General features: G+C 68.5%; 18 protein-coding genes and 1 pseudogene. 11 read left to right on the forward strand and 8 right to left on the reverse strand.

Annotation, left to right across the window (positions count from 1 at the left end; translation table 11 throughout):
• The first annotated feature begins 690 nt into the window (after window positions 1-690).
• From lepB to ABT342_RS34850, 5 genes are all read left to right on the forward strand, one after another.
• Entirely contained in the window at window positions 691-1,293 is a 603-nt protein-coding gene (lepB, locus tag ABT342_RS34830) for a signal peptidase I (RefSeq protein ID WP_502965667.1), read from the forward strand.
• 248 nt (window positions 1,294-1,541) lie between these two features.
• Window positions 1,542-2,225: an aldolase/citrate lyase family protein gene (locus ABT342_RS34835; RefSeq protein WP_351582625.1), complete on the forward strand. Its 684-nt coding sequence runs from the start codon at window positions 1,542-1,544 to the stop codon at window positions 2,223-2,225.
• Window positions 2,226-2,325: 100 nt separating this feature from the next.
• Window positions 2,326-2,736 carry a hypothetical protein gene (locus ABT342_RS34840; protein WP_351582627.1) on the forward strand — a complete coding sequence of 137 codons (411 nt, stop codon included), beginning with the start codon at window positions 2,326-2,328 and terminating at the stop codon, window positions 2,734-2,736.
• 151 nt (window positions 2,737-2,887) lie between these two features.
• On the forward strand, window positions 2,888-3,388 hold the full coding sequence (locus ABT342_RS34845) for a hypothetical protein (RefSeq protein WP_351582629.1): 501 nt from the start codon (window positions 2,888-2,890) through the stop codon (window positions 3,386-3,388).
• A gap of 147 nt (window positions 3,389-3,535) precedes the next feature.
• Window positions 3,536-6,409: a helix-turn-helix transcriptional regulator gene (locus ABT342_RS34850; protein ID WP_351582631.1), complete on the forward strand. Its 2,874-nt coding sequence runs from the start codon at window positions 3,536-3,538 to the stop codon at window positions 6,407-6,409.
• A 102-nt stretch (window positions 6,410-6,511) separates the two neighbouring features.
• Here ABT342_RS34850 and ABT342_RS34855 read toward each other — a convergent pair whose 3' ends face one another.
• Window positions 6,512-6,952 (reverse strand): DDE-type integrase/transposase/recombinase, encoded by a 441-nt coding sequence (locus ABT342_RS34855; protein ID WP_351582662.1) that lies wholly within the window; start codon window positions 6,950-6,952, stop codon window positions 6,512-6,514.
• Window positions 6,910-7,566 (reverse strand): annotated as a pseudogene (locus ABT342_RS34860) (IS3 family transposase); the annotation flags it as partial. The pseudogene ABT342_RS34860 and the gene ABT342_RS34855, both read right to left, overlap by 43 nt.
• Window positions 7,567-7,788: 222 nt before the next feature.
• Between ABT342_RS34860 and ABT342_RS34865 the strand changes: the two are divergent.
• Entirely contained in the window at window positions 7,789-8,919 is a 1,131-nt protein-coding gene (locus ABT342_RS34865) for a cytochrome P450 (RefSeq protein WP_351582633.1), read from the forward strand.
• A gap of 32 nt (window positions 8,920-8,951) precedes the next feature.
• Here the strand turns inward: ABT342_RS34865 and ABT342_RS34870 are convergent, their stop codons facing one another.
• Entirely contained in the window at window positions 8,952-11,843 is a 2,892-nt protein-coding gene (locus ABT342_RS34870) for an ATP-binding protein (protein ID WP_351582635.1), read from the reverse strand.
• 261 nt (window positions 11,844-12,104) lie between these two features.
• Between ABT342_RS34870 and ABT342_RS34875 the strand changes: the two genes are divergently transcribed.
• Complete coding sequence (locus ABT342_RS34875) at window positions 12,105-12,581, forward strand: sigma factor-like helix-turn-helix DNA-binding protein (RefSeq protein ID WP_351582637.1); 477 nt, start codon at window positions 12,105-12,107, stop codon at window positions 12,579-12,581.
• Window positions 12,582-12,612: 31 nt separating this feature from the next.
• Here the strand turns inward: ABT342_RS34875 and ABT342_RS34880 are convergent, their stop codons facing one another.
• From ABT342_RS34880 to ABT342_RS34895, 4 genes are all read right to left on the reverse strand, one after another.
• Complete coding sequence (locus tag ABT342_RS34880) at window positions 12,613-12,828, reverse strand: MbtH family NRPS accessory protein (protein ID WP_351582639.1); 216 nt, start codon at window positions 12,826-12,828, stop codon at window positions 12,613-12,615.
• A gap of 513 nt (window positions 12,829-13,341) precedes the next feature.
• Complete coding sequence (locus tag ABT342_RS34885; RefSeq protein WP_351582641.1) at window positions 13,342-13,770, reverse strand: hypothetical protein; 429 nt, start codon at window positions 13,768-13,770, stop codon at window positions 13,342-13,344.
• Between the two features lie 154 nt (window positions 13,771-13,924).
• Complete coding sequence (locus tag ABT342_RS34890; RefSeq protein WP_351582643.1) at window positions 13,925-14,617, reverse strand: aldolase/citrate lyase/malate synthase family protein; 693 nt, start codon at window positions 14,615-14,617, stop codon at window positions 13,925-13,927.
• Between the two features lie 25 nt (window positions 14,618-14,642).
• Window positions 14,643-17,891, reverse strand: a complete 3,249-nt coding sequence (locus ABT342_RS34895) for a hypothetical protein (RefSeq protein ID WP_351582645.1) — start codon at window positions 17,889-17,891, stop codon at window positions 14,643-14,645.
• Window positions 17,892-18,076: 185 nt separating this feature from the next.
• Here ABT342_RS34895 and ABT342_RS34900 point away from each other — a divergent pair, with 185 nt between their 5' ends.
• The 4 genes from ABT342_RS34900 to ABT342_RS34915 all read left to right on the forward strand — a co-directional run bounded on the left by ABT342_RS34900 (window position 18,077) and on the right by ABT342_RS34915 (window position 21,240).
• Complete coding sequence (locus ABT342_RS34900; protein WP_351582647.1) at window positions 18,077-18,592, forward strand: WhiB family transcriptional regulator; 516 nt, start codon at window positions 18,077-18,079, stop codon at window positions 18,590-18,592.
• A 127-nt stretch (window positions 18,593-18,719) separates the two neighbouring features.
• Window positions 18,720-19,943 carry a cytochrome P450 family protein gene (locus ABT342_RS34905; protein WP_351582649.1) on the forward strand — a complete coding sequence of 408 codons (1,224 nt, stop codon included), beginning with the start codon at window positions 18,720-18,722 and terminating at the stop codon, window positions 19,941-19,943.
• 123 nt (window positions 19,944-20,066) lie between these two features.
• Entirely contained in the window at window positions 20,067-20,267 is a 201-nt protein-coding gene (locus tag ABT342_RS34910; RefSeq protein ID WP_351582650.1) for a hypothetical protein, read from the forward strand.
• 328 nt (window positions 20,268-20,595) lie between these two features.
• The gene (locus tag ABT342_RS34915) at window positions 20,596-21,240 is read left to right on the forward strand and encodes an aldolase/citrate lyase/malate synthase family protein (protein WP_351582651.1); all 645 of its coding nucleotides are present in this window, start codon (window positions 20,596-20,598) and stop codon (window positions 21,238-21,240) included.
• Between the two features lie 69 nt (window positions 21,241-21,309).
• Here ABT342_RS34915 and ABT342_RS34920 read toward each other — a convergent pair whose 3' ends face one another.
• Window positions 21,310-21,465, reverse strand: a complete 156-nt coding sequence (locus ABT342_RS34920; RefSeq protein WP_351582652.1) for a hypothetical protein — start codon at window positions 21,463-21,465, stop codon at window positions 21,310-21,312.
• Between the last annotated feature and the right edge of the window lie 230 nt (window positions 21,466-21,695).

A 21,695-nucleotide genomic window follows, 5' to 3' on the forward strand; every position in this document is an offset into this window, starting at 1 on the left:
CCGGGGCGCCCTTCCGCGCTTTTTCGTTGTTGTCCTATCACTTTATTACCCCTTCGTTCCGCGCGTCCGGCCACCCCCCTCCCCCCACCCCCCCCGCGACTCTTCGTTTCAGACTGGTCTACCAAACAGTCCAGCACTTGGTGGCCACGGCCTGGTAGCCGTCATCCTGGAAGTGGCCCCATTCGCGGGCGCAGTCGTCGCCGCCTTGAACGTTTGCGTTGGGGTGCCAGTCAAAGCGGGACCAATGGCGGGCCCCCTCCGTGTTCCCGTTGCCGATGTGGCCGGGGAGTGTCTCTATGTCCTTCGTCAAGGACGTAGAGACACCCCCAGATCGCCCGGCTACGTCGACGTGGCGCCCCGTCGACATCAAGAGCGCGCCGCCCTGTCCGTGAACCCGGGCGGCAGGTCCGCCGTTTCCACAATCGGACCCCGGCCGAGGAGAATCGCGAGGTTACGGTCATGAGAGAAATGGCACCTGCCCCCTGGGAGACCAAGCCCGACGGCGAGGCGGACCACAGACAGGCATGCCCCGCGAAGCCGACGACAGGGGGTAATGCACCCGCCGGGAGCGCCAGCGGCTCTCGCGGCATCGCAACCACCCAGAAAGGCTTCTCCCGCGACAGGAAAGGGGTCTCCGGTGCCGCGGCCAGGATGTCCCGGCTCCGTCCCTGGCAACGACGTGTGGGCTTGGTGGTCACGTTCGTGATTCTCGCCCTCGTCACGAAGACGTTCCTCTTCCAGGCGTTCATCATCCCCTCGGCATCCATGCAGAACACCCTCCAGGTCGGCGACCGAGTCCTCGTGGACAAGCTGAGCCCGTGGTTCGGAGGCGAGCCGGACCGCGGTGACGTCGTCGTCTTCCATGACCCGGGCGGCTGGCTCGGGGCACCCGGAATCGGTTCCTCGGCCGAACCCGAAGCGTCTGGCATCCGGACCGCTTTGAGCGCGCTCGGCTTCGTTCCGCCCCCCGGGAACGAATACCTCATCAAGAGGGTCATCGCGGTCGGTGGAGACACGGTGGAGTGCCGGCGTTCGGAGCCCGTCAAGGTCAACGGCAGGGCGCTCGCCGAGCCGTACATCGCACCGGGCGCGACGCCCTGTGACAACTTCCCGGTGGGCGTGGTGAAGGTGCCGAAGGATCATCTGTGGGTGATGGGTGACAACCGCGACAACTCACTCGACTCGCGCTATCAGCAATTGAGGCACCCGGGAGCCGGATTCGTGCCCGTCGACCTCGTGGCCGGCAGAGCCTTCACGGTGGCCTGGCCCGTGGGGCATTGGAGCGGGCTCTAGAGCCTCTCCCGCCCTGATGCCCGGTTCCCCTGTCTCCCCTGCGTCGCCTCCGCTCAGCGCTACACGCACGCTCCGCGAGCACCCGACCGCCTCCGAGCCGAACGGACCGCCACATGGCCTTCCTGTCCCTACCCAGGCCCGCGCGCAGAACCACAACCACCCCCGTGGCGGGCTCACCGAACACGGAAACGGAATCCAACTCTCCGCGCCCCGCACCCGAGCCGTGCCCACCGCCCGGCGCCCACCTCATGCTGTCGCCCAGCAGTCCTGCGTACGGCTCGCTTGCAACCGGGGGCCTGACGGCGGAGGCGGTCGTCATCGACATCCAGGATCCATCCGCTGCGCTCGGCGGCGTACGATCCCTCCTGGAGCACCGGAACCGATACGTCACAGCGCAGATCTGGGTACGTGTGCATTCAGTACGCAGTTCGGAGAGCGAAAGTGAACTCCGCCTGCTACAAGGACTCGTCGACGGCTTCGTCATCCCGGACGTCCAGTGCGTGCAGGATCTGGAGTGGGTAGCCGGCCACAGCCCGGGCACCCCTCTCATCCCGGTCCTCGAATGCTCCCAAGCGCTGCCGAGGGTCCTGTCGATCGCCCGGCATTCCAGTGTGCGACGGCTCGGCTTCTCCTCGCTCTCCACCTCGTGTGATCTGTCGGACGGCATGCTGTCGCTCGAGAACGCTGTGTCGTGGGCGCATCGAATGATCGTGGGCGCCTCGGCCTCTGCCAAGCTACCCGGCCCGGTCGGCGGACTCCATCCCGCGCTCCAGGATGATGCGCAGCTCTTGCAGGACGCGACGCTCGCGGTCCGTACCGGGTTCACCGGGTACTGCTCCACCTCGATCAGTCAACTCGCCTATGTCGAGATGCTATTGGCGGAGGGAGTTGCGACGGGCCGAGGCCGCCCCCGGGCCGCCCGTTCCGTGTGAAACCCCTGAGGGTTCACCGTGAACTTCCGCGGGCGCCGTCCGTAACTCGGAGCGCGGGTCGCGATGACTGCGGCCCCGGTCCGAAAGGAGTGGTTCACTCGTGATCAGGAGAAAGATCGCTGTGGTTCTCGCGGCCGTTGCAGCGACTCTGGGCATGGTTGTCGCAGTTCCCAGCTCTGCTTCGGCGAACTTCCAGGGCTGTGAGGATTTCAATCTCGGTCTGACCTGGGGCGGAAGGGCCTGCCTCGACGTCTTCTACGACGGCGACAGGGTGTCCATGTTCAGCGCCTCCAGCGAGTCCATCGGAGGCACCCACCACGCGGAACTCAGTCAAGAGCAGCCGAGCAAGTGGGTCGTGGCGAACTCCGCCGCCAAGCCCGCATACCAGAAATCCCAGGTGTGGTACAGCCCGAGCTGGGCAATCACCGACGGCAAGTACTGCGCCACCACCTGGGAGCACGCCATCGCCGGCGGCTACCGATGGAGGGAAGACGTGTGCTTCTGGGTCTGAGCCGGCGTCGTAACTGATCCGGCCGACGACCGACGACATGCCCTGGAGCCGGCTCCCCACCGCGCTGCAGGGCATGTCCGTTCCCGCTGGGCCTGCTCGCGCTCTCCAGCACCCCCACCCCAGGTCGCCCTACTCGCCCCAGGAGAACCCTATGCGCATCCCCACCGCCGCGGTTGCGGCGCTCCTCGTGTTCGTCACCGTAGCGGCGTGCGACGCGGCCCCCACGACGCCCTCACCGAGACCGGCCACCTGGGATCGCTCCGCTGCGCGGGACGGACAGGCCTTCGCCCGGGTCTGCGCGGACGTTCTGGCCAAGGTCCGTCCCGGCGGGATGGTCCAGTCCTCATCGCCCGTTCATGCCGGTGACCTCGTCGAGGAAGCAGGTCAGCACGGCGGTCACGGCAAGCCCTGGGACACTCTGCCTCCCGATTCGTTCCTCGCACTGTGCTCCATCGGCGGCCCGCCGGACCTCGACGCCACGGCGCCGGCGACCGCGCGATGCCCCACCGGAATGGTCCCCGTGATCGGCCCTGGACCGGCCGAGAACTACGTCGCCGACAGGAATGGCACGATCACGCCCTATCCGTATCCGATACCGGGCAGGGATCCGCTGCCCCCATGCATGGCCGAGGTCACGACGTCCGGCGACTGACGCCGCCGACATCTCGTTCACCTTGTCGTCACCTTGCAGACAATTACTGTCCATCAATTCGACACGTTGAGAGAGATTGTCGCCGTCGAAGACTTGGATCGATGAGGATCTTCACCGTGCATGAAAATAGACAGTAACCTGCGAGGCATGGGTGACCTGGCGGACACACCGAGTAAGGCCGGTGCCGGGGAGCCGGGCCCCCCCGGCACCGGGTGGGTCGGCCGCGCCCGCGAAGTCGCCGAACTGCGCACGCTGCTGGCGAACCTGGAGCAGGGCCGGGGCGGCTGCGCCCTGATCGAGGGCGAGCCGGGAATAGGCAAGTCGGCGCTCCTCGCCGAGGCCTTCCGGGACGTGGATGACCGCCGCTGCACCAGGCTTGGTGCGGAGGCCGACGAGCTCAGCGTCAAACTCCCCTTGAGGATGATGACGCAGGCGCTTCACTCCTCCCCCGCGACGGCCGAGGCCCTTGCCCAGCAGACCGGACGGGCTCCGGCCGAAGGTGCTTCCCTCTGGGTTCCGGGCGCCGCAGACCCCGTGCTCTCCGCGGTCGAGAGCGTCCTGCGGGCACTGGACCAATCATGTGCGGCAAGACCTGTCCTTCTGGTTCTGGACGACCTGCACTGGGCGGACGAGGCCAGTTTGCTGGTGATGAACCGGCTGGTCGCCGCAATCGGCCAGTTGCCGCTCCTGATGGTGTGCACCACGCGCCGTGTCCCGCGCCGGCCCGAAGTGACGCGACTGCTGCGGACGATGGTGAGTCGCGGAGCTTCGCTGATCCGACTCGAGCCGCTGTCCACAGCCGAGACAGTACTCATGACAAGCGGACTACTGGGCTCCGCGGCGGGACCCGAGCTCAGCCGTCAGATCGAGCTGACGGGAGGAAACCCGTTCTACATAAGGGAGTTGACGGACTCGCTAGTACGGGAACGGCGACTCGCGACCGCTTCGGGAACGACCGACCTCATACCGACGGACGAAGCGGCCGACATACCCGCCTCCTTGAGCGCGGCGATCGCCGACCGACTCGGCTTCCTGTCCGAGGAAGCGGTGGAACTCCTGAAATCAGCCACTCTGCTCGGGTCCGAGTTCACCCTGACCGACCTGGCCGTGGTAATCGGCCGGCCCGTCCGGTCGCTGGTCGCCTCGGTGGAGGAGACGGTCGCGGCGGACGTCCTGGCCGACGGGAGTAGCCGCCTGAGGTTCCGGCACCCGCTGATTCGTGAGGCGCTCTACCAGAGCGTGCCGTACGCGGTGCGAGTCAGCCTGCACCTGGAAGTGGCACAGAGCCTGTCCAAGGCGGGGGCGCCGCCCGCACGCGTGGCGGGTCAACTGGCCTCGCTGAAGGGAGCACTGGACAACTGGGCCCTGGACTGGCTTCTCCATGCCGGACCTGAACTTCGGCACCAGGCTCCGCAGCTGACCACCGAACTCCTGGTGCGCGCCCAGCAGTCCGTGCGCGGAAACGATCCCCGACGCGACACGCTGGAGGCGCTGCTCGCCACGATCGCGTTCCAGCTCAGCCGCGGCGACGATGTCGAGCGGGCGGCTCGTCAGGTGCTCGCCCGGACCACGGACGCGGGGCTGGCCGGTGAGATGACCTGGGCACTGGCCTACTCGCTGCTGCGCTCGAGCCGTTCCAGTGAGGCTGTGGAGATCCTCACGCAGGGCCCCAGGAGGTGGCCTCTCGACCCGGTGTGGCAGGCACGGCTCTCCGCACTGAGAGCGCTGACCCTCTACGCCAGCGGAGTTCCCGCCCAGGCTCTGCGGTCGGCCCGGGCCGCCCTGGACGAGGGCCGGCGTCTGGTCGACCCGCTGGCCACCGCCTACGCGTTACTCACGCTCTCCCTATTGGCCGCGCGCGACCGTGACTGCCAAGCGGCGCTCGATCTCGCCGATCAGGCGATCACGGTGCTCGGTGACGCTCCCGAGTTCGTCGACCCGAGCTTCGTCATGCGCAGCCTGCGACTTCGACTCCTGACGGTCCTCGATCGCTACGAGGAAGCCACTGCGGAGGTGGCGTACATCCGGGCGGGAGCCGACCGTGCCGCCCCCGCCCGGGTGGCCATGACCACAGTGGTCGCGGCGGAACTCGCCTTCCAGACGGGGCGGTGGGACGACTGCGTGACCGAGCTGGAGGCGGTCGAGGATCTACCGGAATCCTGGTTCCTTCCCATGCTGCTGCATGGCCTCAGCGCCCTCGTCGCCGTTCTGCGCAATCGGCTAAGGGAGGCACGGGTACAACTCGCCCGTGCTTCACAGCAGTCCATCGATCAGGGCGGACCGCGCAGCAACGGCGGCTACCTTCTGATGGCCAGAGCGCTGCTAGCCGAGCGGGAGGGCAAAGCGGAGCAGGCCGTGGCCATCCTGAACGAAGAGCTGGGTTCCGCAAGCGTCATCGACAGCGCGCGCCCACTGTGGCTGCCCGTTCTGGTCCGCCTTGCCCTCTCGGCCGGACATCGCACACCGGCAGAGCGGGCGGCGGCCTTGGTGGCTGCGGAGCTCGCCACTGATTCCTGTGGCGTGCTCCGCGCCGTACATCTGCACTGTCAGGGGTTGCTGGCCGATGACCCCGAGGCACTGGTGGCCGCCACGGAGGCGTACCGCGCGACGGGGCGGCCCTTGCCTATGACGATGGCCATGGACGACGCGGCACTGCTGCTGGCACGCTCGGGGGACATGGTGCGGTGCAGAGCACTCCTCCAGGAGGCTGCCTCCTCTTACCACGAGCTCGGAGCTGCGTGGCTGCTCACTCGGATGGACGCCGCGGTTCGCGAGTACGGCATTCGGCGCGGTGGCGCGAGCCTGCGCAGGCGGCCGGTCAGCGGCTGGGAGGCACTGACCCCCACCGAGCAGCGGATCGCCCGCCTCGCCGCGCAAGGGCTGTCCAACCCCGACATCGCGGACCGGCTCGTGTCCTCGCGGCGGACGGTTCAGACCCATGTGTCGCACATCCTGGGCAAGCTGGGTCTGCATTCACGCAATGAGATCGCACGCGTGGCCGCCGCGAACCCGGAGGCATAGGCCAGCTCGACCTGCGAGAGCGTCTTCCACGGTCGTCGGGGCTTGATCAGCTCCGTTTTGAACAGGCCGATCGTGGACTCCATCAGGGCGTTGTCATACGCGTCACCGACCGACCCGATGGACGCCGCGCTGCCGGCCCGCGTCGAGGTGCTCGGCGAGCTTGAAAGACGTGTACTGCGATCCCGCGTCGGAGTGATGCATCAGTTCGCCCGGAGTGGGTGGCCAGCCGTCTCGGTCACGCTGCCACAGCGCCATCTCCACTGCGTCCAGGACAAGTTGGGTGTGTCTGGTGATGGATGCGGCCCAGCCGACGATGTGGCGGGAGAAGGCGTCCACGACGAAGGCGACGTAGACCGCCCCGGACCAGGTGGCGACGTGGGTGAAGCCGGCCACCCAGGTGCGTTTCGGGGCCGGGCGACGAAGTCGCGGTCGAGCAGGTCCGGGGCCCGGGTGGCGGCCGGGTCCGGCATCGTGGTGATCACCTTCCCGCCGCGGACGGCACCGGCGATGCCGATCTCGCGCATCAGCCGCTCGATGGTGCACCGGGCCACCTCGTGGCCCTGGCGGTTGAGCTGCCGCCAGATCTTCCTCGCACCATAGACGCGGTAGTTGGCCTCGAAGACCTCCTTGATCAGGGGCTGGAGTTCCTCGTCGCGCCCGCTGCGGGCGGATGGTGTGGCCTGGCGTTTCCTGGCCGCGGAGTAGGTGGAGGGGGCGATGCTGATGCCGTGCCGGGCCAGCACGGTCCAGATCGGCTCGACGCCGCCGAAGCGGTCCCGGTGCTCGTCGATGAACGCTACGAGCGTGTGTGTGGCCGGTCGAGCTCGGCCGCGAAGAAAGCGGGCGCGGCCTTGAGGGTCTCGTTCGCCCGCTTCAGCTCGGCGCTCTCCTTCTTCAGGGCTTTGATCTGCGCGGACTCCTCGGTGGTCGTCCCCGGCCGGGTGCCGGTGTCGATCTGGGTCCTGGCGGATCCACGTGCGCAGCGTCTCGCGCGAACCGATACCCGGCTTCGCGACGACAACGTTGATCGCCGCCGACTCGGTCGGGTAGTCGCCGCGGATCTCCGCGACATTGCGGACCGCGCGCTTACACAGCTCGGGCGGGTACATCGAGGGTCGTGCTATGACTCTGATCCCTACACGGAATTGAGCCTCCATCCCACCCGGGGCGGTTCAGGCCCTTGAACCTCCTGGGCTACTTGTGCGTAGCATGACGCGGGAGACGTTGCGCTCGGGTGATCCTCGAGTCCGCACCGCGGTGTGGCGAACAGAGGGGCAGGTTGATTCATGCACGAGGACGCTCAGGCCGAGACGGAACCACGCGGCTCCTTGCCCAGTGCCCTCTCCCCCGCGCGTTCCAGCAGAGCCGAGCAGCGGACCGTGCGGATCGGTGAATCCGGGCCCACCGCCTTGTTGATTGCGGGACATCATGAGGTCAGTGCTCTGCTCACGGATCCACGGCTGAGCGTCGACCGCCACAGCGCCGGCTCCGCGCTGCGCGGCAGCTGCCCCGCCCTGTTCGCCAACGAATCGGCGGGCCTGACCCGGTCTCTCAGCGAACTCGACCCCCCGGATCACACGCGGCTCAGGGGGATGCTCGGCAAGGTATTCAGCCCCTTGCAAGTGGAGCTGCTGCGGCCACGCTTCGAGCTGATCGCCAGTGAACTCGTGTCCGCCTTCCTGCCTTCCGGCTACGCTGATCTCGTGGTTGACTTCGCCGCACCGCTGAGCGTGCGGGGCGCCCTCGACTTTCTGGGCATACCCGCCGCCGAGCAGGCCGAGTTGATGAGCGAAGGTGTCGCAACGGCCCCTGGATCGTGGGAGGAGGCATGTGCCCGGTTTCCCGCCCTGCACGACTACCTCACCGGCTTGGTGGCGGCGAAACGTAAGGGCGAGCGCTCCGATCCACACACTCCTGACCTGATCAAGGACCTGATCTCCCTGCGTGTCAACGGCCAGGAGCTCACGGACACGGAGCTGTCCTCGTCCGTATGGTTGCTGCTGCGCGGCAGTACGTATCGCGGCGTGGCTCAGGCGATCTCCGGCGCGGTCCTCGCTCTCCTGCGTCACCCCGACCGCTTCGAGGAGCTGCGAGCCGACCGAAGTCTGCTGGAACCGGCCATCGACGAACTGCTTCGCTTCGCAGACCTCGGCCCGTCGGTGGTCGTCCGCTTCGCACGGGAGGCGTTCACGATCGGGGACTCGTCCGTCCGGGCCGGTGATCCGATTCTCCTCGACCTGACTGCCGCCAACCGCGACCCGCGAGTGTTCGAGGAGCCCGACTCGTTACTCTTCGACCGACATGTCAATCCTCACCTGTCGTTCGGTCAGGGCTTGCACTACTGCCTCGGGGCTTCCCTGGCCCGGATGGAACTCGAGGTGGCCCTGGGCGCCCTTCTGGATCACTGCCGGGGACTCCGCCTGGCTGTCGAACACGCCGACCTGCCCAGCCGTGAGAACTGGTCCGGGCGCAGGCTGCTGCAGCTTCCTGTGCTCTTCGAGAAGGCTTGATCCCCGAGCATCCTGGCGATCCGCCCCTCCGCTCAGTCGACGTCGCCTCGGACTCCCGCATCCTGCAGAGCTGCTGCCTGCCGAATGACCTCATTGCGTGAGCGCAGGCCCAACTTGCCGAGGATGTGGGACACATGGGTTTGCACCGTGCGCCGTGACGAGAAGAGCCGAGCCGCGATGTCGGGGTTGGACAACCCCTCCGCGACCAGGAGTGCGATCCGATGCTCGGTGGGTGTCAGAGCCTCCCACCCGTGGGTCGGGCGTTTGCGCGGTCCCCGCGCGCCCCGCCGGACGCCGAGGTCACGCATACGGGCGTCGGCCCTGGCCAGATCCCCCACGGCCCCGAGCCCCTGATACTGCTCGGCCGCGTTATTGAGGGCCGATCGTGCCCTCTCCGTGTCACCCGCTCCCACCAGGAGCACGGCGGCATCCTCGAGAACCTCGGCCAGTTGCAGCGGCCGCGAAACCGACCGGAAGTACGCGGCGGCCTCCAGGAGTGGATCGGGGTCGCCGTCGATCAGCCCGCGGCACCACAGGTCGGTGGCTCGCCATCCGGGGCGGGCATCCACAGCTCGCTCCGCGGCCGTCGCGGCCGCCGCGGACTCGGCCAATGTGCGGTCGCCGGCCTTCAGCGCCAGTCTGACCAGGCTCGGAAGCCAGAGGTGCCGCTCCGGGTCATCCATGGCCCAGTCGTCCGAGAGCGTCTCCGCGAGGATGGCGAGGGCTTCACCGCCGCGCCCCTCCGCTTCGGCCACCAGGGCCCGTGCCATGACCAGGTACCCGGCGTTGGCCCGCGCGTTCCCGGGCGGAATCTCACGTCCGGACAGCGGCTCCAGGAAGGCCCGGGCATCCTCGGGCCGGCCGCGGTGCACAGCGACGAGCGCCTGGAGTCCATGGAGGAGCAGGGGCATAGCCGTGATCTCGGGCAGGTCTCCGACGGACTCGAGCTCCGCCAGCGCGTCGTCCCAGCGGCCGACGCGAAACTCCGATTCCGCGGCGTTGACCGCAATCATGCCGAGGCGGGCGGTACCGGCTCGCTCAGCGAGTTCTCGTGCTTCTCCGAGGGCGTCGGCGGCTTCGTCCAGGCGGTCGAGCTGCCCCAGCACGAGCAAACGGTTCCCCAGGAGCAGCAGGCGGCAGTCCGTCCACGACGGAGTGTCCCCGAGCGTGACCAGCGCCTCGTCGATCAGTGCCAGCATCCTTGCGTGATCGCGTGCGTGACCGGCCAGGAGGGAGAGTGTGTGCAGGGCGTACGCGGAGGTGAGGTGGTCGTTCAGCTGCCTGGCTCTGGCCAGGGCCTGTCGCGCCAGCTTCTCCGCCGCAGGGTACACACCGCCGCAGTAGAGGATCAGTCCGTGGAGCGCACCGAGGCGCGCGCCCCACAGCTCCCCCACCGGCCAACGTCGGGGGGCGGTGGACGCCACCTCTACGGCCTCGCTGTAGCGGCCGACCCTCATCAGGGTGTAGCCGAGAAGCCAGGACATCTCAGCCGCCCGGTCCACGTCGGTGGTCCGGGCGAGGAGCTGACGGGTCGTTCGTTCGACGTCCTCGCTCCTGCCGCGCAGGAAGCTCACCATCGCAAGAACGGCTTCCAAGGGCTCCCTGCGGGGATCATCCCCACGCACTCTCACCAGAACGCGTTGCAGGAGTTCCGCGGTGAGAAGCGGTGCCCGGTACATCAGTTCAGGACCCGTCGAGGCCAGCCAGTCCAGCGTCCAGCGTTCCTCGGTGTCTGGGACGAGGACCAGTTGTCCCGCGACACGCTCCGGTGGCGCACCGGAGGAGGCGAGCGTCCGCGCAGTCTGCTGATGCAGACCGGCCCGCACGGCGGTCGGCATGCTTTCGTAGAGCGCGTCCTTGATCAGCGCGCTGCGGAAGCGCAGCCGGCTCTTCCCGTCCTTGAGCACCCCCGCCGTCACGGCTTCCTCCAGTGGTGCGAGGAGTTCGCTGGCGGACATGTCGAGTACGGCGCTGAGGTCCGACACGCTGAACTCGCCGCCGAGCAGGCTTGCCGCCCGCAGCACATCGGTGGTGTGGGGAGTGAGGAACCCCAGCCTGTCGGCGATCGCCGCAGTGAGGGAGACCGGAGTGCTGTCGCTGTCGGGGCCGGCAACCAGGTCGACGACGTCGTCGTACGCGTCCAGGCGACGCTCGCGCATCAGCGCGTCGGTCAACTCCCTGATGTACAGCGGATGGCCGCCGGTCAACCCGATCTGGCGGCTCAGCGCGGGCCCCGGGGTAGCGCCCATCAGGTGACCGGCCATCGCCAGCGACTCTTCGGAAGAAAGCGGCCCCAGGGTGACGATGTCCGCGTTGACGCTGAGCATGGTTCTTCGCAGTTGCTGCAGCTCCGACCTCCTCGGGACGGGACGCGCGGTTCCCACGAACAGCAGGGGGTGCTGCGTCGTCGACCGCACCAGACTGTTCAGTACGAGAAGGCTGGCCTCGTCTGCCCATTGGAGGTCATGGCAGACAAGCAGTACCGGCCCCATGGCGCAGAGTTGGTCGAAAGCGTGCAGCGCCCGTTCCACGGCTCCCAGTACGGGGTCGCCCGCCCCGCCCGCCCACAAGGAGATGGGGCCGGCGACGGCCGGCGACGGCGTCCCGGTGACGGGCGGCCCGGCAGGGACCGGGGGCCGGTATCGGACGGAGGTGCCAAGGGCCTCGTCGATGAGGTGGAGGGGTAGCTTCAGGCCGAGTTCGTCGGCCGAAGCCTCCAGCACATCGCAGTCCATCCGTGCCACGTCGGTGAACGCCTCGGCAAGCAGTGAGGACTTTCCGATCCCGGGTTCACCCATGAGGAGGGCGCAGCCTCCCTGCCCCCGCTCAAGCGCCGTGAGCAAGGCCCCGAAGGACGCTAGCTCGGAGGTGCGCCCCACCCATCCGGACGTGCCGGAGGGCTGGTCGATCGTGCCTCTAGTCATGTGGCCCACCTCGATCCATTCGGCCGATGGTAGGCGGCTGACCTGGCCCGGAGAAGACCGAAAGCCCAGGTGAGCCAGAAACTGGAGGCTTCGTTACGCTTCCGCTACCAACCGGTCACTCATTGTTACGCGTTGGCCTATGCGGCAGGTGTGCTGCGTCGTACGTACGTCACGTGGCGGATGATCCGCGCCGCACCAACCCCGACTCTGGAGTACACCAGGCAGCGGCGTTCAACGCCGACTCGACGAAGGGCGTGCACGATGTCGACAACGCTGACCCGACCCCTTCATTCGGCCGACATTCTGCCAAGCACCCGGATTCCCGCTTTGATCGCCCGCCATGGCCAGGCGCTCGAACGCTTCGCCTTCGCGCTGACCCAAGGCGATCGGCTGCGGACCGAGCACCTGCTGCAGGACACATGGGCCAGCGTCTCGCAGCACGCCGACACGATCGCGGGGTTCGGGTCGGACACCGCCCTGCGCCCCTGGCTGTTCGGCGTCGCACGCGGGATCGCCATCGGCGGGGAACGCGCCGATGGCGAGGCCTGTGTCGCACGCAAGGCGCTGATGACCCTGGGCGACGAAGAGCGAAGGGTGCTGTTCTGCACGTACCTCCGCGGCATGTCCGCCCGCGATACCGCCAAGGCCTTGGGAGTTCCGCTTCGCACGGTGAAGGCACTCGCTCACCACGCCACGAGGACCTTGCGACAACTCCTCCACGCGACCGACGCGTACTGATCGCGGCCGGCGGCGTGCCGGGAGCCGGCCCTCAGACGGCCGGGTCTCCTACCTTCCTCAGAGTCACCGACTTCATGGACGGCCAGTGACTCCACATGGCCTCCAGGCCCTCTCGCCGACGGTCCGTGGACAGGACGACAGAGCACCCGAAGGGGACGCCTGCATCGGCCGGCCACAGGGAATAGCGCCCCTTCCCGTCGACAAGCATCAGATAGGAATCGCCGGCGTTTTCGCGTCCATTGAGCACGGTCTTCTCCGCTCTTGATCGGGTTCGTTCGCAGACTCACTGCCAAGGACACGTACGGGGGCGACGGTTGGTTCACCGGGGCGTTCTGCTCGCCACCTTCGGCGATCATCAATGACCTTTCTGAACTATTCCTCTGGACGCTCCGTATTACTGAGGCGAACGGTGACAACCACCGATTTCCCTGTTTTCTTTCCGAGGAGAGGACCACTCATGACCATACGGAGCCGGCGAAGCTGGGCACGGAATGCAAGAGCTCCGCATGGGTTCACCACCGCCGCGGGCATCGCGGCTGCCGTCGGCGTCTTGGGCGGGTGCGGCATGGTGATCGGCGGCGAGGATCAACAGCATTCGCCCCCTGAAACAACTCGCTGTCCCCAGGTCGCCCCCAAGGCGTGCACCGGCGCGGCCGCTCCGGATCACCAGCCCCCGGCACCACCGTGCTGAACAGATGAGAAGGGCTGGGTGGCGCCGCGATCGCGGCGCCACCCAGCCCAGCGTCAAGTCACGGGGAGACTACACGGCCCGCCTTTCCGGATCCGGGCTCCAGACGGTCCAGCACTGGGTTCCCCAGTCCTCGATGCCGCTCTCCGTGTGGCTCCACAGCCGCGCGCACCAGTTCCCACCCGCCACGTAGCGGTTGTACTCCGCCTGAAGCGTGTTCCACTCGCCCGGGGCGGTGGTCACGGTGTTGCCGACCACACCCTCCGGGCCATAGAGCTGGATGTGGAACGGATTGATCGCCCCCGTGCCGTATGCCTGCATGTACTGCACGTTGTTGCCGCCACCCACGATCTTCAGGCAGATGTCCCCAAAGTGCTTGCCTGTACCGCCCTGGGCCGGGACGCAGCCGTCCACACTCGCCGATGCCGGCGTGGGGACCGCTATCACCGCCGAGGTCGCGGTCATCGCGACCGCTGCACGTTTGAGCCACTTGTTGACCACGTTAATGCTCCTTTCCGGATCAACCGACAGAGGGGAACGGCGCTTTACGCGCCTATGCAGGAATACGTGGATTCGGGAACCCAGTTCGAAAGTTGAGCACTTCTTGAGCCTGCTCCACTTGACGCTTATTGATCAGCTGAATCCGGTGCACCACTCAGCCCGCGTCGTGGGCCACCGCCACCGCGTCCTCCGGAGCGGAGCGGATGCCGTTGACGGGGCCTGGCAGCCCGGCCTCTGCGGACGCATTCACGAGGATCGCGTGAGCCCACTCCTGGACGTGGCGTCGGTCCGGTACGTCGGTCGGCATCCGCTTGTCGATGCTCTGGATGCTCAGTGCAAGCCGTACGACGCTCGGACGGCAGGCGATGGATACCGCCTGCGACAGGGCCTGATGGGACTCGAAGACCGGGATCACCGCCGTCTCCGGGCAGACGGCGGCGACCCAGTTGATATCCCTGGCCGCCACTACCTCGGGCAACACGATTCCGCTTCCGAGCCCCCCGAAGGCGGCGAGATCCGCCGCGCACTCGCCGGAGTCCACGGGATGCACCCGGAACCACACCTGCCGCGGCCACGTGCGCCTCGACGACTTCAGCCAGCCGATGGCGGCCGCCCTGGCCTCGTCGGGCCCGGCCCCGTCGCCGTACACGTCGATGATGAGGGCGTCAGGGAGCCGGTCCGGCTCGATGCCGCGCAGCTCCTCCCGGCAACGGCTCGCCGCAACGATCAGATAGGACTGGGCGGGGTCGCGAGCCACCGGGTCGAGCAGACGCCGGCGCAGGGTGGACGCGCGCCCGGGCCACAGTCGTTCCATCAGCCGGGCCGTGTGGGAGAGCGTTGCGGGCATATCTCCTCCGGTTCGAGACGGGTGGTCAGTTGAGCCGTATGGCCTGGTGCCGATCATCGAGCCCGACCGGGAGGCGGTGGCGGTCGGGAGCCTCGGACAGATCCTGGGAGCCGACTGCGAGTGACGTGGCCGAGGTACGCATCCGGTCGAGCAGCCCGGTGGCGTTGTCCGCCCGGGACTCGGCAGGCCGCACCCCGGGCATCTGCTCGGAGAGCAGTACGAGGCGGCCGGCGCCGTCGGACCAGGGCTCCACGGCCAGCACCGTGAACTCCGCGCCTGCGGGGAAGAGCACCTCGTCACGTGAGCCGGAGCTACCGAGTACCGCCGTGCGCCTGCCGGTGCGGCACCAGATCGCGTACAGGACGTTCCCTCCGTAAGCGGCCTTGCGACTGGTCGCCCCGAGGAAGCCGGGTTCGACGACCGTGGCACCCGGGGTATAGGCGTCGAGTGCGGCGGCAGGGAGTTCAGCGGTCCGGTACACGATCCCGCTGTGCACCGGCAACACCCTGAGTCCGGACACCACGCAAACGGCCGCGTCCTTCATCTGCGGGTTCCGTTCGCGCAGGGCGACTTCGATGTCCGGCAGATCGCCTTCCAAATACGAGCGCAGGGCGGCCAGGTCGGTCGTGACTCCGTCGAGCGGTTCATGGGACAGGGCGCCACGCAGAGCGGGGCGCTGCGCCAGTACGCGGCTGACAGCGATGAGGTGTGTGTCACGCCGGGGGCCGATCAGGTCCCGCCAGCCGTACCGTTCGGCATCGGTGCTGCGGTCACTGCGGCGAACCAGCAGAGTGATGGGCGCCGAGGGTTCGAGCACAGCTTGCGCGAGTTCTTGTGTGCTGTCCGTGGTGTCGGAGGGGCGAGGCGGGACCTTGCCGGGCTCCGGAGCTCCCACGGACGCGGGAGTCGGGGGGAGGGCTTCCTCGGCAGTCGGCGCCCTGGGCGACTTCGGCTCCACATCGGGGCCCAACTGCCCGTTCCGGACCGGCTCCTCGTCGGTTCGCGGCTCCCGGTCCGCGTCCGGCTCCTCGTCGGATTCCGGCTCAAGATCCAATGGGACCCAAACCGGCGGCTCTTTCTCCCGCTCCACCGGAGGGAGGGGTACGGGCGGGCTGGTGTCCTCCAGAGGCCTGCGGGCAGGTTCGTCGCCCGCGGAACCGGCCATGGCAGGGCGGGATCCGCCGCCGAGCGAAGCCAGGTAGCCGATCGGTGCTGGCGGAGCCAGGAGGGCGGAAAGGTCCTCATGACCGACCACCGTCTCCTCGGACGGCGTCGCCTCCGCCGGCGGCGCTGCAACATGAGGCGCCGGGGTTTCGTCCGCCAGGTCGACCGGTGCCGCTGTGGGCTCGGCGGGCGGTCCCACGGCCGGCTCAGCCGCAGGTCCGGCAGTGAACTCGGCCACGCCGAGGGCCACGTCGGCGATGCTCGTCCCGGTTGTCGGGGTCAGTGTTGTCGCGGTCCCAGTTGTCGCGGGCGACGTCGTCGCGGTCCCGGAAACCGGTGAGGTCGCCGCGGGCGAAGTCGTCGCGGTCGGCGCAGCGGCAGGGGCCGCTCCCAAGGAACGCACGGCACGGACTGCGCGCACAGCCGGCAGAGCGGGTGCCCCGCTGGGTGCCTCCGACGAGTTCCGGGCGGTGATGGGAACAACCACCTGAGTGTGTGTACTCGTTTGTGTCGGGGCCGCATCCGCCGTAGGAGCCTTGGCGACAGCCACCGACTTCAAAGGCGGATTGACGGCCGTCGCACCGGCTGTGCGAACAGGCACCGGAGCCGTGGCCAGCGGCCGGAAGGGGATCCAGTCCAGGGGCGACTGTCCGGCCCGGGCCACGGCCTCGTTCACGGACTCGGTCGTCGCCACGCTGATCCTCGCGCGGTAGCGGTTGGCCACCATCTGCGCGAACGACCCAGATCCCGCATCAGCCGCGGAGCGCATGACCAGCCGAAGGCCCGCGAGCAGCGAACTGTCGATTCCGTCGAGCAGCGACAGCAGCGACCCGCGCTCCTCCGGTCGCGTGGCATCCCCCTCCACGAAAACCGTCATGGCTTCGCGGTCGGGCAGCAGGGTGCCGACGAGCGCACGGTACTCGGGCTCCGCCTCTCCTCGCATGAGGTAGAGGCCCGCCTCGACCCGCGCCAGCATCAGGCTTGCGGGCAGCGCTCTGGGCCTGTTCCGTAGCTTCGCGTTCCACCGAGGTACTGGAAGCAACGCTCCCTCCACGGAGTCGGGCTCACCGGGTGTGAAACGCACCCACTGGCCGAGCGTGCCGTTTGAGCGTACCCCGTACACATCTCCGTCGCCCTCGCCGAGGCGCAGTCCGGCCGCCGGCGCCGTGATCTCCGCACCGAGGTCCTCGGCCAGTTCCCGGACCGACTGCCGGGTCGCCTCGGTCGCCGCGTACGGCCAGATCAGCTGTGTACGGCAGACCGTCTCCCAGGGGAGTTCGCTCAGCAACGTGGTGCAGGCCGACATAAGAAGGGGGTCGAGGCCGTTGGCCTGGACCATCACCTTGAACGTGTCGATACTCGGGCGGATACCGGTGGCGAACTTCACGAAGCGGGGATCGGGTGCGCCGAGCGGGCTCAGGGTGAGCCCTGCGGGAACGCGACCGATCCTGGCACTCGGCACGACCGGATGCCGTCCATGCTCCGTGAGGGCGCGCTCCCAGGCCGGCTGGGGATGCAGTGCGCCGTAGGGGGCCTGGCTTCGACCAGGGCCTACGCGGTACCACTGCCAGAAGCCGTCACCCCACCTGTCGTCCAGGCCCGATGTGACAACACGGCCGGGCTCGAGAGTCAGCCGTCCCTGGGTGGCGACCAGGTCGACCCGGTGCTGGGCGGCGAAGGTCTGGGCAACTCTCATGTCGAGGAGAGGCATCAGCAGACGTACGGCGCGTGGCGAGTCCGGCGGCAGGACGGTCAGCAGGGCACCGACGGCATCCAGGATGGCCTGGCTGGGGACGCCCACGCCGACAGCGATGGCCATGCGGTCAGGCTCGACGGGAATGCTCGCGACGCGGGTCGCGGCCTCCACCGGAGGCGTGCCCGAGTAGAGCCAGATGCCCGCCGGAATCAGCCGGATGTTCCAAGGGGCGGGCAGAGCGGGCAGCCCGGCTGCCACGTGCTCCTCCCACCAGGGCCGGGTGTTGAGCACCCCGTCGGAGAGTGCGCCCGACCAGTCGTGGGCCGTCGTGGCCGGGGCGTGCATCACCAGGCCCTCGCCACCGCTGACTGCGCCCAGGAGCGGATCGGGCAGTCGCTTGAAGCGGGATGTCATGGTGGGTCCCCTCCCGGGTGGTCGGCTACCGCGCGCCGAGGTACAGCCCTGGCCGCTCATTCGTCTTCTTCGCTGTCTCCCCGGGATACGCGGGTCCTGGAGGGCCAGTTCAACGCCGGGTGGAGCGAACCGTTCGCACTGCCCCGACGTAAGAAAGGGCAATCCCCGAAACCACGAGGTGAACCATGAACCCGCACCTGACCGGCGACGCATGCCGGGATTCCCACGGCGCGCCGGTACAGGCGGCCTGCCACGACGCGGACCCTGCCCTCTTCTTCCCTTCGGGACACGGTTTCGACGTGGAGGAGATGGTGGAGAGTGCCAAGAACCTCTGCCGTCGGTGCCCCGTGCGCCTCGCATGTCTCGCCCAGGCGATCCGGCACTCGGAGACCGAAGGGATCTGGGGCGGATTCACGATGCCGGAACTCCGGCGGCTCCGCGCGCGCGCCAACCGACTGCGCACAGTGGACCCGGGCATCATCACGGAGCTGCGGGCCGGCTTGACCGTACAGGTCCCGGTCAAGGAACGGCCTGGTGTCGTCTTCCGGCTTCTCTCGCTCGGCTGGAGCGAGGCCCGAATCGCCGACGCGCTCGACGTGGCCCCCTTCGTGGTCCAGACAGCCCGGCGCATCGCGGAGGACGCAGCCGACTACGAGGCCGCGGAGCGGCAGGCGCGTGGGACCCTGCCTTTGAGCGCCTGACCGAAGGCCGTGCGCCCATTTCATTCCTCTTGAGCTTGCTCAACCCGAACTCTTGAGCCTCTCTTTGCGTTTCAATGCTGTCCGCAGCCACTCGGCTGCGGTAGAGCGGGACGAGAAGAGGGATCTGATGACCACGGACGATGTCCTCCGCGTGTTCACCCCTGAGTTCAAGGCAGATGCCCACGCCCGGTACGCCGAGTTGCGTAAGCAGGGACCGATCCATCGCGTACAGACGCACACCGGACTGCCCACCTGGCTGGTGGTGGGGTACGAGCTCGCCCGCGAGGCCCTCGTCCACCCGCTCCTGGGGAAGGATTCGACGCCTGCCGATGAAGCGCTGAGGGATGCCGGCTACACCGTCAACCGGCCCGGTGTGGGGCTCGGAGGCAACATGCTCACCGCCGATCCGCCCCACCACACGCGCCTGCGCAAGCTTGTCGCCGCGGCGTTCACGCCGCGGCGAATGGAGGCGCTCCGTCCACGTGTTCAGGAGATCACCGACGGGTTGCTCGACGCTGTCGCGGAGGACGGTCGGGCCGATCTCGTTCCCGCGTTCACCACGCCACTGCCGGTGACCGTGATCTCGGAGCTGCTCGGTGTCCCCGAGGGACAGCGCGGCAACTTCACCACGTGGACACAGCACGCGCTGGGCAATCCGCCGGAGAAGCAGGCCGAGGGAGCCCTGAACCTCAACCGGTTCCTGTCAGAGCTCCTCGCCGACAAGCACCGCTCCCCCGGCGACGACCTGCTCTCCGCGCTCGTGGCGGTCCGAGACGAGGACGACGGCAGGCTCTCCGACACGGAACTGCTCGGCACAGCGGTGCTGTTGGTCGTCGCGGGACACGACACCACGGCGAACCTCCTCGCCGACGGAATCCTCGCCCTGCTGCGGCACCCGGATCAGGCGCGGTTGCTGCGGGAGCGGCCTGACCTGCTGCCCGCCGCGATCGAAGAGGTCCTCCGCTACGACGCGCCCGTGGAGTACACGCCGCTGCGCTGGGCCGCGGAGGACTTCGAGCTCGGTGGCTCGCGGATAAGCAAGGGGGACGGTGTCCACATCGCGCTCACTGCGGTCGGCCGGGACGGCGATGAGGATGCCGATCGCTTCGACGTGACACGCGCCGACGGCCGGCATCTCTCGTTCGGCCACGGCATCCACCATTGTCTGGGGGCACCGCTCGCCAGACTCGAGGGAGTCGTCGCGCTCGGCACGCTGCTGCGCCGCTTTCCCGACCTCGAGCTCACCGTTCCGGCGGAGGAGCTGCCCTGGGTGCCGGCCGGCATCACGCACGGTCCTGCCGCGCTGCCCGTCCGGTTCAGCCCCGAGCCCCCGGCGCCCGCCGGGTCCTGAACCGCTGTGGGGCGGGCGGCTCGTTCATCGCCGGCCGCCCCGCATGCGTGGTCTTCCCGTACACCTACGCCCGAAGGGGACCTGATGCGACGATGGTTCCGTCGACCACCGGGAAGAACGGCCATGACCACGCCTCGAAACGAACACGCACGGGCCTCCGGCCTGCTCACCAGCTACATTCTGGGGATCCTCGACCGGAACAAGGACTCGTTGGTGACAGCCCATTTGGCGCGCTGTGCCGACTGCGAGCGGGAACTCATCGGGCTTACGGACACACTGCTGGCCCTCGCCGAGCTCGACCCCGCTGAGTTCGGGGACGACTGACAGGCTGCCGCCCTCCGGTGCGACGAACCAGTCCTGACCGACAGGCGCGCCGGCCCTCCGGCGGGACGAACCCGCCCGGCCTCCGATCCGTAGCACTGGGCGTGGTGCCGGATGAGCGGGACGCGGCGCCACCGCCCGCACAGCGAGGGCCCGTGTGCGTCCCGCGCTGGAGGTATCCATGGCCGGTCTCTTTCCCCGTCACGCGACCCGGCTGCGCGATCGCATCCGCGGCGCGGGGCCACTTTCATCAGGCACGCCCGGGCGGCAGCGTCCGCCTCGCAGTCTTCTGATCCTCCCGCCGGACTCGCCCAAGGAACTCGCCCAGGCAGTGGACCTCGGGGCCGACGCAGTGGTCATCGACTGCTTCCACGACGGTGCCGAACCGGATCTCGCGCTGCTGCGAGCCTGCTCCCGCTCGCTGATCGACGCACGGGGGCCAGGTAGGTCGCCCCAGGTGTGGTTTCGGATCCACCCTGCCTTCAGCCAGGAGTGCGCCTCCGAACTCGGCCGGCTGGCAGGCATCGGGGAGGGGCTGATCCTGCCCCAGGTGCGTTCGACGGATGACGTCGAATGGGTAGCGGATCGCGCTACGGACGTGAACCTTCTTCCCGTGATCGAGAACCAGGACGCGATGAGCCGGGTCGTGGCCATCGCGGCGCACCCCGCGGTCTGCCGGCTCGGCTTCTCCGCGCGCGGGTTCGCTCAGGAGGCGATTGACGGTGACGGACTGCTCGCCCCTGCGGAGGCGCTGCTGTGGCAGCGGAGGATCGTGGCCTCCGCCGCCGCGTCGGCGGGTCTCCCCGGGCCTGTCAACGGTGTGCACGGGGCCGGTGAGGCGGCCTTCGACACGGAGGCGTTCACCCAGGACGCCGGCCTAGCCGTCGACGCCGGGTTCACCGGACAGTGCGTGACGGACCCGGCCCAGCTGGTCCACCTGCGGGCGCGGTTCGGTGACGATGCCCCCACGGGCTGACCGGCGCGCCGGGCACACGTCGAGGCCGCAGCCCCCAAGGGGACCGCGGCCTCGGTGTTGTGTTGCGTCCTACTGCTCCACGCCCCCGGTCTCCATGACCGGCAGAGCCACTGTCGCGGGCGCGAGGGTGAAGGTCTCGCCCATGTTCACGTCCTGAACGAGCAGGGTGCCGTCCCCCCACGTCTCGAGTTCCTGGAGGTTCCCCGGAAGCGCAGTCGCCTCCACGCCCTCGGCCGCACCGGTGACGCCGGCCTCGTCGGCAGCCGCGGACGCGGCCCCACGAGGGGAGCGATACCGATGAAGGCGACAGCGGTGACAGCGCCGGCAATCTTGGCAGTGAGCTTCGACACCGAATTCCAATCTCTCGACGAATGGAATGAATCCATGCGGTTTCTCTGACCACACGTCCCGGAATACGGTCGATCCACTTCGAGGGTTCGGAATCGGCGACGTCA

Origin of the sequence: Streptomyces sp. NPDC000410, assembly GCF_040300305.1 — a bacterium.
Lineage (GTDB): Bacteria > Actinomycetota > Actinomycetes > Streptomycetales > Streptomycetaceae > Streptomyces.

Bases quoted from the DNA above. Each gene is read 5' to 3' on its own strand.
- ABT342_RS34835 (WP_351582625.1), top strand. From the start codon at position 1,542: ATGCTGTCGCCCAGCAGTCCTGCGTACGGCTCGCTTGCAACCGGGGGC.
- ABT342_RS34845 (WP_351582629.1), top strand. From the start codon at position 2,888: ATGCGCATCCCCACCGCCGCGGTTGCGGCGCTCCTCGTGTTCGTCACC.
- ABT342_RS34850 (WP_351582631.1), top strand. From the start codon at position 3,536: ATGGGTGACCTGGCGGACACACCGAGTAAGGCCGGTGCCGGGGAGCCG.
- ABT342_RS34870 (WP_351582635.1), bottom strand. From the start codon at position 11,843: ATGACTAGAGGCACGATCGACCAGCCCTCCGGCACGTCCGGATGGGTG.
- ABT342_RS34875 (WP_351582637.1), top strand. From the start codon at position 12,105: ATGTCGACAACGCTGACCCGACCCCTTCATTCGGCCGACATTCTGCCA.
- ABT342_RS34890 (WP_351582643.1), bottom strand. From the start codon at position 14,617: ATGCCCGCAACGCTCTCCCACACGGCCCGGCTGATGGAACGACTGTGG.
- ABT342_RS34895 (WP_351582645.1), bottom strand. From the start codon at position 17,891: ATGACATCCCGCTTCAAGCGACTGCCCGATCCGCTCCTGGGCGCAGTC.
- ABT342_RS34900 (WP_351582647.1), top strand. From the start codon at position 18,077: ATGAACCCGCACCTGACCGGCGACGCATGCCGGGATTCCCACGGCGCG.
- ABT342_RS34905 (WP_351582649.1), top strand. From the start codon at position 18,720: ATGACCACGGACGATGTCCTCCGCGTGTTCACCCCTGAGTTCAAGGCA.
- ABT342_RS34910 (WP_351582650.1), top strand. From the start codon at position 20,067: ATGACCACGCCTCGAAACGAACACGCACGGGCCTCCGGCCTGCTCACC.